Annotated in this window: 12 protein-coding genes; 4 read left to right on the forward strand and 8 right to left on the reverse strand. The window is 71.0% G+C overall.

Annotated features, from left to right (window positions below; all coding sequences use genetic code 11):
- Positions 1 to 142: 142 nt before the first annotated feature.
- From VFV89_RS19045 to rplM, 4 genes are all read right to left on the reverse strand, one after another.
- Positions 143 to 1,147, reverse strand: a complete 1,005-nt coding sequence (locus VFV89_RS19045; protein WP_329707546.1) for a GNAT family N-acetyltransferase — start codon at positions 1,145 to 1,147, stop codon at positions 143 to 145.
- 73 nt (positions 1,148 to 1,220) lie between these two features.
- Complete coding sequence (glmM, locus tag VFV89_RS19050; protein ID WP_329707547.1) at positions 1,221 to 2,573, reverse strand: phosphoglucosamine mutase; 1,353 nt, start codon at positions 2,571 to 2,573, stop codon at positions 1,221 to 1,223.
- Positions 2,574 to 2,596: 23 nt separating this feature from the next.
- A complete protein-coding gene (gene rpsI, locus VFV89_RS19055; protein ID WP_414690408.1) occupies positions 2,597 to 3,097 on the reverse strand; it encodes a 30S ribosomal protein S9 in 501 nt (166 codons plus the stop codon).
- 26 nt (positions 3,098 to 3,123) lie between these two features.
- The gene (gene rplM, locus VFV89_RS19060; protein ID WP_329707548.1) at positions 3,124 to 3,567 is read right to left on the reverse strand and encodes a 50S ribosomal protein L13; all 444 of its coding nucleotides are present in this window, start codon (positions 3,565 to 3,567) and stop codon (positions 3,124 to 3,126) included.
- A 349-nt stretch (positions 3,568 to 3,916) separates the two neighbouring features.
- On the opposite strand from rplM, the gene VFV89_RS19065 reads away from it, so the two are divergent.
- Both VFV89_RS19065 and VFV89_RS19070 read left to right on the forward strand, forming a co-directional pair.
- Positions 3,917 to 5,224: a citrate synthase gene (locus VFV89_RS19065; RefSeq protein ID WP_329707549.1), complete on the forward strand. Its 1,308-nt coding sequence runs from the start codon at positions 3,917 to 3,919 to the stop codon at positions 5,222 to 5,224.
- Positions 5,221 to 5,835: an HAD family phosphatase gene (locus tag VFV89_RS19070; RefSeq protein WP_329707550.1), complete on the forward strand. Its 615-nt coding sequence runs from the start codon at positions 5,221 to 5,223 to the stop codon at positions 5,833 to 5,835. Before VFV89_RS19065 ends, VFV89_RS19070 begins: the two co-directional genes overlap by 4 nt.
- A 6-nt stretch (positions 5,836 to 5,841) precedes the next feature.
- On the opposite strand, the gene VFV89_RS19075 is transcribed toward VFV89_RS19070, so the two are convergent.
- On the reverse strand, positions 5,842 to 7,437 hold the full coding sequence (locus tag VFV89_RS19075; RefSeq protein WP_329707551.1) for a long-chain-fatty-acid--CoA ligase: 1,596 nt from the start codon (positions 7,435 to 7,437) through the stop codon (positions 5,842 to 5,844).
- 24 nt (positions 7,438 to 7,461) lie between these two features.
- The gene (locus tag VFV89_RS19080) at positions 7,462 to 7,962 is read right to left on the reverse strand and encodes a hypothetical protein (protein WP_329707552.1); all 501 of its coding nucleotides are present in this window, start codon (positions 7,960 to 7,962) and stop codon (positions 7,462 to 7,464) included.
- Positions 7,963 to 8,090: 128 nt separating this feature from the next.
- Here VFV89_RS19080 and VFV89_RS19085 point away from each other — a divergent pair, with 128 nt between their 5' ends.
- Complete coding sequence (locus VFV89_RS19085) at positions 8,091 to 9,386, forward strand: S1C family serine protease (RefSeq protein ID WP_329707553.1); 1,296 nt, start codon at positions 8,091 to 8,093, stop codon at positions 9,384 to 9,386.
- Between the two features lie 215 nt (positions 9,387 to 9,601).
- Positions 9,602 to 9,754, forward strand: a complete 153-nt coding sequence (locus VFV89_RS19090) for a hypothetical protein (protein ID WP_329707554.1) — start codon at positions 9,602 to 9,604, stop codon at positions 9,752 to 9,754.
- On the opposite strand, the gene VFV89_RS19095 is transcribed toward VFV89_RS19090, so the two are convergent.
- Positions 9,751 to 10,770: a GNAT family N-acetyltransferase gene (locus VFV89_RS19095; RefSeq protein ID WP_329707555.1), complete on the reverse strand. Its 1,020-nt coding sequence runs from the start codon at positions 10,768 to 10,770 to the stop codon at positions 9,751 to 9,753. The genes VFV89_RS19090 and VFV89_RS19095 overlap by 4 nt on opposite strands.
- A partial coding sequence (locus VFV89_RS19100) for an ATP-binding cassette domain-containing protein (RefSeq protein ID WP_329707556.1) occupies positions 10,767 to 11,772 on the reverse strand: 1,006 nt, incomplete at its 5' end. The genes VFV89_RS19095 and VFV89_RS19100, both read right to left, overlap by 4 nt.

Genomic DNA, 11,772 nt, shown 5'->3' on the forward strand with positions numbered 1-11,772 from the left:
AAAGCGCGGCGTGGCGCGGGCAGCGCGAGGTGACCACGCTGGGAGCAGCCGCCCGCGACACGGCGTCGCCTGTCGGCGCGCAGCCCCGGCCCGCCGGCGCCGCGGCCGACGGGGTGCCACGAACGAAGACCCAGACCCAACCTCAAACCACCTTCTGCATCTCGTAGATGCGGTCGACGAGCTGGTAGCCGAGCTGTTCGTTGACGGCGTTCATGAAGCTGTTGGTGGTGGCGTTGCCGGTGGCGATGATCTGGGTGCCCGGGAACAGCTCGCGGGCCTTCTGGTGCAGCAGGACCTTCATGGCCAGCCCGAGGCGGTGGCCGCGGTGGTCGGGCAGCACCAGCGTGTCGCCGATGTCGGCCAGGCGGGGTGCGTGCGGCGAGATGTGGAGGGTGGTGTAGCCGGCGACCTCGCCCGACGGAGCGAGCGCGACGACGGTGAGCTGGGTGCGGCGCTGGGCGGCGTGCCGCTCCTCCCGGACACGCAGCCGCTCGGCGGTCCACGCCTGGGGCCGGATGTCGAGCTCGCCGAGCGGGATCTCCCCGATGAACCGGCTCATCGCCGCGGCCAGCGAGGCGATGTGCTCCTCGGGCGCGGGGTCGGTCCACCACGTCAGGCGGTAGTCGCCGAGCTTCTCGGCGGCCTGCTTCTCCAGTGCCGGGAGCCGGTCGGCGGTCGCGGCCAGCTCGGCGACCTTGGCGCCGTCGACGTTCGCGACGGCGTACCCGCGCTTCTCCGCCCAGCGGCTGTCGTCGTTGCCGTCCTCGTCCAAGAGGACCCGGACGTCGGCCAGCAGGGTCGTGCGGCCCTCCGCGACGGCCAGCTCCTCGCAGCGGGCCAGCAGCGTGCTGCCGACGCCTCGGCGCCGGTGCTCCGGCGGGACGTGGACGTCGAAGGCACCGAGGTGGGTGTTGTCCGCGAGCGGGATGTACACCAACGCACTCCCGACCATGGCGTCGCCGAGGTAGGCACCGAGCAGGTCGATGCGGTTCTCCGGGTCGACCTGCGGCAGCGAGTAGCGGGAGGTCTCCCAGTCCGGCCACAGGTCGACCGGCCGGTGCGCCATCGCGGCGTGGCCGGACGCCCACCAGTCGTGGAGCTGGCGCTCGTCGGAGCGGTCGACCTCACGGACCTCGATGTCAGCCACGGTCCGCGAGCCTAGGGGGGACCAGCGACAGCTCGCCTCCGATATTCCCGCGCCTCTCCCTGCCGGGGCGACCTCAGCCCAGAGCGAGCCGTTCGCGTACGACGTCGGCGAGCCTGTCCGCCACCTCGCGGGCGGCCTCGTCGGTCGGCGCCTCGACCATCACCCGGACCACGGGCTCGGTGCCCGACGGGCGGAGCAGCACCCGGCCGCGGCCGCCCATCTCCTCCTCGGCCGCAGCCACGGCCGCGAGCAGGGCCGCGTCGTCGGTGCGGTCCTTGTCGACGCCCTTGACGTTGACCAGGACCTGCGGCAACCGCGTCACCACTGACGCGAGCGACCGGAGGTCCTTGCCGGTGGCGGCCATCCGCTGCAGCATGTGCAGCCCGGTGAGGATGCCGTCGCCGGTGGTGGCGTACTGGCTCATGATCACGTGCCCGGACTGCTCGCCACCGAGGACATAGCCGCCGGCGCGCATCTCCTCCAGCACGTAGCGGTCGCCGACCTTGGTCTGCCTCACGTGCAGCCCGGCCCCCTCGATGGCCTGGAGGAAGCCGAGGTTGCTCATCACCGTCGCGACGACGGTGTCGTCCACCAGCCGGCCCGCCTCGGCGAGGTCCAGGGCCAGGATCGCGAGGATCTGGTCGCCGTCGACGTCGCGTCCCTCGTGGTCGACGGCCAGGCAGCGGTCGGCGTCCCCGTCAAGCGCGATGCCGGCGTCGGCGCCGTGCTCGACCACGGCCGCCTGCAGCGGCGCCAGGTGGGTCGAGCCGCAGCCGTCGTTGATGTTGAGCCCGTCCGGCTCGGCGCCGATCACGATGACCTCGGCCCCAGCGGCCCGCAGCGCCATCGGGGCGGCCTCGCTGGCGGCGCCGTTGGCGCAGTCGACGACGACCTTGAGCCCGGTCAAGGGACGGTCGAGGGTGGCCAGCAGGTGGTCGACGTACTCCTCGACCGGTCGTTCGTAGGGTCGCACCCGCCCGACCGCGGCGCCGATCGGCGCCTCCCAGGGGCTGCCGAGCAGCTCCTCGATCTGCACCTCGACGGCGTCGTCCAGCTTCTGCCCGCCGCGGGCCAGGAACTTGATGCCGTTGTCGGGCATCGGGTTGTGCGACGCGCTGATGACCACGCCGAGGTCGGCGTCGAGGGCATCGGTGAGGTGCGCGACCGCCGGGGTCGGGAGCACCCGCAGCCGCAGCACGTCGACGCCGGCCGAGGCCAGCCCGGCCACGACGGCGTGCTCGAGGATCTGCCCGGAGATCCGGGGGTCCCGGCCGACCACCGCCAGGGGTCGCTCGCGAGTGCGGTCGAAGTCGCCGCGGTCGATGATGACGCGCGCCGCGGCGACCGACAGGTCGAGCGCGAGCTCGGCCGTGACCTCGCGGTTGGCGAGGCCACGGACCCCGTCGGTGCCGAAGACGCGCGGCATCCCGGGCCTCCTCGACCTCGGACTCAGCGCTTGCTGTACTGCGGAGCCTTGCGGGCCTTCTTCAGGCCGGCCTTCTTGCGCTCGATGACGCGGGCGTCACGCGTGAGCAGCCCGGCCTTCTTGAGCGAGGGGCGGTTGGCCTCGGCGTCGATCGCGTTGAGGCAGCGGGCCACGCCCAGGCGCAGCGCGCCGGCCTGGCCGGTGATGCCGCCGCCGTGGATGCGGGCGATCACGTCGAAGCGACCCTCGAGCTGCAGCTGCGCGAACGGCTCGTTCACGACCTGCTGGTGCAGCTTGTTGGGGAAGTAGGAGTCGAGGGCGCGGCCGTTGATGGTCCACTCCCCGGTGCCCGGGACGATGCGCACGCGAGCCACGGCCTCCTTGCGGCGGCCGGTGGCCGCGGCGGGGGCGATGGTGGCGGGTCGCGCCGGGGTGTCCGGGGTCGGTGCGCTCTCGGACGAATAGGCGATGCCGCTCTCGTCGGTGGTGTAGGTCTCCTCGACCTCGGTGGTGCTCTCAGTCACTGCTAAGTCCTCTGGTCTCGGGTCGACTACTGGGAGATCTGCTTGATCTCGAACGGAACGGCCTTCTGGGCCTGGTGCGGGTGCGTCGGGCCCGAGTAGACCTTCAGCTTCTTCATGATCTGCCGACCCAGCTTGTTCTTGGGGAGCATGCCCCAGACGGCGCGCTCGACGACCTTGCGTGCGTCCTTCTCGAGGAGGGTCCCGACCGGGGTCGCGGTGAGACCGCCCGGGTAGCCGGAGTGGCGGTAGGCCAGCTTGGTGGTCTTCTTGTCGCCGGTGAGGGCGACCTTGGCCGCGTTGACGACGATCACGAAGTCGCCGGTGTCGACGTGTGGTGCGTAGATCGGCTTGTGCTTGCCGCGCAACAGGGTCGCGGCCTGCACCGCGAGGCGACCGAGGACCACGTCCTCTGCGTCGATGACGTGCCAGGCGCGCTGGACGTCGCCGGGCTTGGGGCTGTAGGTGCGCACGAAAGTGTCTCTCTCGTTCGTCGGGACCGTGCCGGAGGTGTCCGGCACGGCAGTGGAGCCACGCCCTCTGACGAACTCGGCCCGGCTACTGATGGTGCTTGTCCGGGACTGCGAGGTGATGTCGTGCGACGTCACCACGCGGCAGGGGGCGCGACCTGCCAATTTACGGCGTTCGGGCGCCTTGGTCCAATTCCGCGGCTGGGACCCACGGGAGTGCCCGCCCTGCGGGGGTCTCGACAGGCTCGACCAGCGGTGGCACGGCAGGTGCCTCACGGTGGCTGAGCCGTGGTCGCCCGGCGTACGGACACCGGTTTGCGGGTTGTTCAGCGGTCCGGACTAAGTTGGCAAGGTGACCCACGGAAAGACAGAGTCGCTGACCGTCCGGGACAACCGCACCGGACAGGAGTACGACGTACCGATCACCGACGGCACCATCAAGGCCGCGGACATCGGTCAGATCAGGGCCGACGAGGACGCCCCTGGGCTCGCCGTCTACGACCCCGGCTTCGTCAACACCGCCTCGTGCCGAAGCGCGGTCACCTACATCGACGGTGAGCAGGGGATCCTGGAGTACCGCGGCTATCCCATCGAGCAGCTGGCCGAGAAGTCGAACTTCCTCGAGGTCGCCTACCTCCTCGTCCACGGCAGCCTGCCGTCGAAGGCGGAGTACGACGCGTGGGTGCACGAGATCACCTACCACACCTTCGTGCACGAGAACGTCCGCGAGTTCATGCAGGGGTTCCGCTACGACGCGCACCCGATGGGGATGCTGATGGCGTCGGTCGGGGCCCTGTCCACGTTCTACCCCGACGCCCGCAACATCAGCGACGCCGACAACCGGCACATGCAGATCGTCCGGATGATCGCGAAGATGCCGACCCTGGGCGCCTGGTCGTTCCGGCACGCGCAGGGCAAGCCGTTCGTCTACCCCGACAACGAGCTCAGCTACACCGCGAACTTCCTCTCCATGCTGTTCAAGATGAGCGAGCACAAGTTCGACGCCGACGAGCGGCTGGTCCGGGCACTCGACGTGCTGTTCATCCTGCACGCCGACCACGAGCAGAACTGCTCGACCAACGCCGTGCGCTCGGTCGGCTCCTCGCAGGTCGACCCCTACTCGGCGGTCGCCGCCGGCATCGCCGCGCTCTACGGGCCGCTGCACGGCGGCGCCAACGAGGCGGTGCTGCGGATGCTCAGGCGGATCGGCTCCAAGGACAACATCACCGACTTCATCAAGGGCGTGAAGGACGGCAACGAGCGGCTGATGGGCTTCGGCCACCGCGTCTACAAGAACTACGACCCGCGCGCCAAGATCATCAAGAAGTCCGCCGAGGACGTCTTCGAGGTCACCGGCACCAACCCGCTCCTCGACATCGCGCTGGAGCTGGAGAAGATCGCGCTCGAGGACGAGTACTTCGTCAAGCGCAAGCTCTACCCCAACGTCGACTTCTACTCCGGGCTGATCTACGAGGCCTTCCAGTTCCCGCCGGAGATGTTCACGGTGCTCTTCGCCATCGGCCGGACGCCGGGGTGGCTCGCGCAGTGGCTCGAGCTGGTCCAGGACAAGGAGCAGAAGATCGCCCGACCCAAGCAGATCTACACCGGCGACCGGACCCTCGACTTCGTTCCGGCGTCGGAGCGTTGGTCCAACGGTTGAGCGTTCCGCGAGGCGTCATCTGGGACCTCGGCAACGTCCTCATCGACTGGCAGCCGCATGCCGCCGTGGCAGCCGGGCTCGGCGAGGAGGAGGCGACGAGGTTCATGGACGCCGAGGACTTCGACTTCCTGGCGTTCAACCACGTCCTCGACGGTGGGGTCACGTGGGAGGAGAACGTCGCGGAGCTGCGGCGCACCCACCCGCACTGGGTCGAGCACGCGACGGCCTACCGCGCGAACTTCCCGGCGTCCCTGGTCGGTGAGATCCCCGGCACCGTCGGCGTGGTGCGCGAGCTGCACGACGCCGGCGTGCCGATGTTCGGGCTGACCAACTGGCCCGACGAGTTCTGGCCCCACGCGCCACGCAGGTTCGCGTTCCTCGAGCTCCTCGACGACATCGTGGTGTCCGGGACGGAGGGCTTCGCGAAGCCGGATCCGGCGATCTTCGAGATCGCGGTGGCCCGGGCCGGCATCCCCGCCTCCGACCTGGTCTTCGTCGACGACAAGCAGGACAACGTCGTGGCCGCGATCGAGTTCGGGCTCGACGGGATCCTCTTCACCGGCGCCGACGAGCTCCGCCACCAGCTGCGGGACCGCGGGCTACCGGTCTGACGGGCTTCAGTTCACCGCTCGGTCGCGCCCTTCCCAGTAGGGCTTCCGAAGCTCGCGCTTGAGGATCTTGCCGGTGGGATTCCTGGGCAGTGCGTCGAGGATGTCGACCGACCTCGGGCACTTGAACCGCGCCAGCGACTCCTGGCAGAACGAGATCAGCTCCTCCTCGGTCGCAGTCGCGTCGGGCTTGAGCGCGACCACGGCCTTGACCGACTCGCCCCAGGTGTCGTCGGGGACGCCGATGATCGCGACCTCCATGACCGCCGGGTGCTCGGCCAGCACCCGCTCGACCTCTGGCGAGTACACGTTCTCACCGCCGGTGATGATCATGTCCTTGAGCCGGTCCTCGACGAACACGAAGCCGTCGGCGTCGACCCTTCCGATGTCGCCGGTGCGGAACCACCCGTCCTCGGTGATCACCGCGGCGGTCTCCTCGGGCTTGCCCAGGTAGCCCTTGAACAGCTGCGCGGTCCTGAGCCAGATCTCGCCGGGCTCGCCGGTGGGCAACTCCTCGAGGGTGCCCGGGTCGACGACCTTCAGCTCGCAGCCGGGCAGCGGCCGCCCGGCCGAGACCAGCCACTCCGGGTGGCCCGCGGCCGCCGCGCCGCGGTGCTCGTCGGGCATGAGGTGCGTGGCCACGCCCGACACCTCGGTGAGCCCGTAGACCTGGATGAAGTCGGTGTCCGGCCACGCCTCCATCGCCGCCCTCAGCAGCGGCGGCGGCATCGGTGCGGCGCCGTAGGTGTAGGTCTTGAGCGCACCGAACAGCTTCACCGCGTCCGGCCCGGCCTGCAGCACCTGGGCCAGCACGGCCGGCACCAGGAAGGTCCGGTTGGCCCCGGCGAGGATCGCGCCGGCCAGCGAGGCACCGTCGGGCTCGCGGGTCATGTACGACGGGATGCCGTCGTGGATGCCGAACAGCACGTACGACGAGCCGCCGACGTGGAACAGCGGCATCGAGACCATGTTGACGTCGCCCGGCTCGAACTCCCAGCCGTCGTGGGCGTTGAGGGTGTGGGCGACCATGTTGGCCTGGGTGAGCATCACGCCCTTCGGTCGACCGGTGGTGCCCGAGGAGTACATGACGAGGCAGACGTCGTCGGGTGAGACGTCGTCGGGCCGGGTCACCCGTGGTGAACCCGCGAGCCACGCTTCGTACTCGTCGCCGTCGCCGCCCTCGGGCGTGACCTCGATGACCTTCTCGACGTGGGTGAGGTTCTCGCGGATCTTGTTGACCGTCGGCGTCAGCTCCTGGCCGACCACCAGCACCTTGGCCCCCGAGTCGTTGACGGCGTAGTCGACCTCGTCGCCGGCCGAGCGCCAGTTGACGATCGCGTTCGCGGCTCCCAGCGACGCAGCGGCCATGGACAGCTCGACGCCGGCCGGATGGTTCTTGTCGAGGAAGGCCACCACGTCGCCGCGACCGATACCGAGCGCCTGCAGTCCGCCGGCGCAGCGCCGGACCCGGTCCTCCCACTCCGCCCACGTCCAGCTGCGGGTCTGCCCCGGGGCCGGGGCGTAGGTGAAGGCGGTTCCGTCGGGCAGGTGCTCCGCCCAGTGGCCGAGACGGTCGTCGACGTAGGTCGGAGTCGGGGCGGTCATGCCCAGCGATTGTGGCCGGACGCGCTACCGCACGTCCAGATGCTCGCAGTCGTCCGCGATCACGTGGGCCGGCGGCTTGCCCTCGGAGATCACGGTGTCGTCGCCCGGGCCGCACATGACGAAGGCGCCGGGCTCAGGGTCGATGATCACCATCCGGTCGTTGCCGCGGCCTCCGGACGACTCGTCGGAGTGGTAGCTCGAGACGATGTCGTCGCCCGGTCCGCCGTAGAGACGGTCGTCGGAGTCGTCGAACCCGCCGACCACGAGGTCGTCGCCGGCGCCGCCGCCGAGGTCGTCCAGGCCCGCGCCGCCCTTGATGACGTCGTCGCCCGGACCGCCGATCAGCAGGTCGTCGCCGCCGAGCCCGAGCAGCCGGTCGTCCCCACCTTTGCCGCGCATCGTGTCCTTCGCGCTGGTGCCGGTCAGGCTGTCGTTGCCGGGGCCGCCGCTCTTGACGACGGCGGAGGCCGCGCCGCCGGAGAGCACGAGCGCGGCGGACAGGACGAGGGCTGGGAGCTTCGACATGGCGGCATCGTGCCAGCGGAGGTGTCCCGCCGCCCCGGGACACGCGTCACGAGCTCTCGTCCCACTTCTTCAGCGACACCCAGCGAGGTCTCAGGATGGTCACAGTTCGGACGGGCATCGTCTTGTCCGTGACCGACTCGGAGCCAACCACTCCCCTCCCGTCCCAGGACCAGTCGCCGCTGGGTGGCCAGCCGCTGACCCCGCCGGCCCCGCCGGCGGCCCCGCCCGCCTGGCGTCCCTACGCCGGCGCGCCGCAGCAGCCGGCCCAGCCCGCGACTCCCCCGGCGCGGCCACGTCGTGGCCGCCGCGTCGCCTTCGCCAGCTCGGTCGTGGCCGCGTCCCTGCTGGTCGGGGGCGGCGCCGGAGTGGGCGGTGCCGCCGTCTACTCCGCGTGGCACGACGACAACGGCTCCCCGTCGAACACGTCAGCGTCACCGACCACCTCCAGGGTCGTGAACACCCCCAGCACCCCGGCCCCGCAGGGCAGCGTCCAGGCGGTTGCCGCCAAGGTGCTGCCGTCCGTGGTCAAGATCGACGTGAGCGGACCGCAGGGCGCGGGCTCCGGCTCCGGCATCATCCTGAGCTCCGACGGCCAGATCCTGACCAACAACCACGTGGTCGAGCTGGCCGGCAGCAGCGGCAGCCTGAGGGTGACCTTCAACGACGGCAGCCACGCCGACGCCAAGATCCTCGGCACCGACCCGCTCACCGACACCGCGCTCATCCAGGCCTCGGGCGTCTCCGGCCTGACCCCGGCCACCATCGGCAAGTCCAGTGAGCTGGCCGTCGGGCAGGGCGTGGTGGCGATCGGCTCGCCGCTCGGTCTCGACGCCACGGTCACCAGCGGCATCGTCAGCGCACTCAACCGCCCGGTCGACGTCGGCTCGGACGGCCAGGGCAACAGCACGGTCTACCCCGCCGTCCAGACCGACGCCGCGATCAACCCCGGCAACAGCGGCGGCGCACTGGTCGACCTCAACGGCAACGTGGTCGGCATCAACTCCGCCATCGCGACCGCCGGCCAGAGCCTGGGCGGACAGAGCGGCAACATCGGCGTCGGCTTCGCGATCCCCATCGACGAGGTGATGCCGATCGTCGACGAGATGGCGAAGGGCGAGACTCCGACGCACGCGCGGCTCGGCGTCTCGGTCGCCGCCGGGCAGAACCCGGACGGCACCCAGAGCGAGGACGGCGCCTCGATCGAGAAGGTCAACGCCGGCTCGACCGCCGAGAACGCCGGCATCGCACCCGGCGACGTGATCACCAAGGTCGACGACCACCTGATCACCGACGCCGACTCCCTGATCGCCACGGTCCGGTCCTACCGTCCCGGCGACAAGGTGACGGTCACCTACATCCACGACGGTCAGACCAAGACCGCCGAGCTCACCCTCGACTCGGACCAGGAGGCGTCCAACTCGTAGTCCTCCACCAGACCTCCCCCGTCCGGTCGCCGAGCGACGACGGCAGGCCGGCACCGAGGGAGTCGAGAGGTGGGACCCCGCGGTTTGCACCGGGTCCGTCAAAGCCGCAGCCGCGGGGCCCCGCCGTCTTCCCCCAGGCGTCCCGCTCGACTTCCGGGTCGAGCGGGACGCTCTGCTCTTCACGCCGGGGCGTGACGCTTGTCATCGTCCATGCCATGAACTCGCGCGTCGTCCTCGTCGGGGAGGTGGCCGCGACCCTCTGCGTCGCTGCCTGTGACTCCGCCGCCGAGTCCGATGCGACCCCCGATCCGGCCATCCCGACCGCGCGTCGTCGGTCCCACCGTCCCGCCGTCGTGGACGTGAGCTAGGACAGCTTCTTCTGCAGCTCGCCCATGTAGGCCACCGGGCGGAAGCCGAGCGCGTCGTTGATCGCGACCATGGGGGCGTTCACGTCGGCGTTGTAGGTCACGACCGTGCTGATCTGGGGCTGCGTCTGCTGGAGCTGGCGCAGGTTGGCGACCTTGACGGCCATCCCGAGCCGGTGGCCGCGGTGGTCGGGCCGGACCAGCGTCCCCCACTGGTAGGCCCGGTCGGACTCGTGCTCGGTCACCGCGATGTCGCTGAGGGCCACCAGGTCACCGTCGGGCGCCAGCGCCACGGTGTTGACCTTCGTGCGGCCCTGGGCGGAGACCATGGCCTCACGCGCCCGGAGCGCGTCGACGTCGGCGGCCTCGGACTCGCGCTCGATCTCGCCCATCGGCGCCTCGGTGATCAACGTGGCCTCGAGCCGCACCCAGGCCTCGGCGAGCTCATCGGGGACCGGCCCGGTGAACGAGCGCAGCTCGTAGCCGTCGTGGTGGGCGGCCGCCTCGGCCGCGAGCCGGCCCAGCACCTCCTCGTCCACCGGCAGCGCGAGCCGTCGTTGTACGTCGAGCAGGCCGAGCTCGAAGCCGTGGCGCCTGGTCCAGGCCAGGTCGGTCGACCCGGCGCCCTCGGGACCGGCCTCGTAGGGCCAGTCGATCTCGGCGACCAGCCGGCTCCGGCCCCGGGCACGTGCCTCGCCCTCGGCGTGCTCGAGCATCGCGGCGGCATGGCCGTGCCCGCGGTGGTCGGGGTGGCAGCACACCAGCACCGTGGCCAGGTCGAGGTTGTCGACGGTGGAGGCCTCCAGCCAGCCGGTGGCGGCGACCGAGCCGTCCACCCAGCCCGCCCACGCGCTCCGGGCCATCCGCTCGTCGGGGTCGGCCATCGCGACCCGGACCTCCTCGGGCTGCCACACGGCGGCGAACTCACCGGCGGGACCGGCCTTCGAGGCGGCGGCGTAGACCGCGTAGAAGGCCTCGAACCCGGCCGGGTCGCCCGGGTCGACGGGGACGATGTTCATCGGGCCCGTTGCACCCGGCCCTCGTCCCAGACCGGCTCCTCGGTCTCGTAGACCGCGCCGTCGGCGCCGTAGACGAGGAACCGGTCGAAGCCGCGGGCGAACCAGCGGTCGTGGGTCACGGCGACGACCGTCCCCTCGAACGACTCCAGCCCCGCCTCGAGCGCCTCGGCCGACTGGACGTCGAGGTTGTCGGTGGGCTCGTCGAGGAGCAGCAGCGTCGCTCCGGAGAGCTCGAGCAGCAGGATCTGGAACCGCGCCTGCTGGCCGCCGCTGAGCGACTCGAAGCGCTGCTCGGCGGCGTGCGCGAGCTCGTAGCGGTCCAGCACCCGCGCCGCCTGCTCGCGGCCCATGCCGGTGCGTCCGTCCGGGCGGCCGTCGCCGCGGTGCAGGATCTCCAGCAGCGTGCGGCCGATCAGCTCGGGGTGCTCGTGGGTCTGCACGAACCAGCCCGGCCGCACCCGCGCGCCCAGCTTGGCCTTCCCGGTGTGCCGGACCGGCGCGACGGGCGTGTCCTCGACCGGACGGTGCTCGACGTCGGGGTCACTGCCGCCGCGCGCCAGCAGCCGCAGGAAGTGTGACTTGCCCGAGCCGTTCGAGCCGAGCACGGCCACCCGCTCGCCGTACCAGACCTCGAGGTCGAAGGGCTTCATCAGCCCGGTCAGCTCGAGGTCCTCGCAGATCACCGCACGCTTGCCGGTGCGGCCACCCTTCAGCCGCATCCGCACCTGCTGCTCGCGTGGCTGCTCGATCGGCGGACCGGCCTCCTCGAACTTCCGCAACCGGGTCTGGGCAGCCTGGTAGCGGCTGGCCATGCCGTCGTTGTACGCCGCCTTCTGCTTGTACATGAGGACCAGCGCCTTGATCTTCGAGTGCTCCTCGTCCCAGCGCCGGCGCAGCTCCTCGAGCCGGGCGAACCGGTCGCGCCGCGCGTCGTGGTAGCTCGCGAACCCGCTCGGGTGCGTCCACACCAGGTTGCCGGCAGCCCCGAGCTCCACCGTGACG

The sequence above is a fragment of the Nocardioides sp. genome, from assembly GCF_036274455.1.
Taxonomy (GTDB): domain Bacteria; phylum Actinomycetota; class Actinomycetes; order Propionibacteriales; family Nocardioidaceae; genus Nocardioides.

Coding starts and splice junctions, on each gene's coding strand:
- glmM (WP_329707547.1), bottom strand. CDS start 2,573: ATGCCGCGCGTCTTCGGCACCGACGGGGTCCGTGGCCTCGCCAACCGC.
- VFV89_RS19075 (WP_329707551.1), bottom strand. CDS start 7,437: ATGACCGCCCCGACTCCGACCTACGTCGACGACCGTCTCGGCCACTGG.
- VFV89_RS19080 (WP_329707552.1), bottom strand. CDS start 7,962: ATGTCGAAGCTCCCAGCCCTCGTCCTGTCCGCCGCGCTCGTGCTCTCC.
- VFV89_RS19090 (WP_329707554.1), top strand. CDS start 9,602: ATGAACTCGCGCGTCGTCCTCGTCGGGGAGGTGGCCGCGACCCTCTGC.
- VFV89_RS19095 (WP_329707555.1), bottom strand. CDS start 10,770: ATGAACATCGTCCCCGTCGACCCGGGCGACCCGGCCGGGTTCGAGGCC.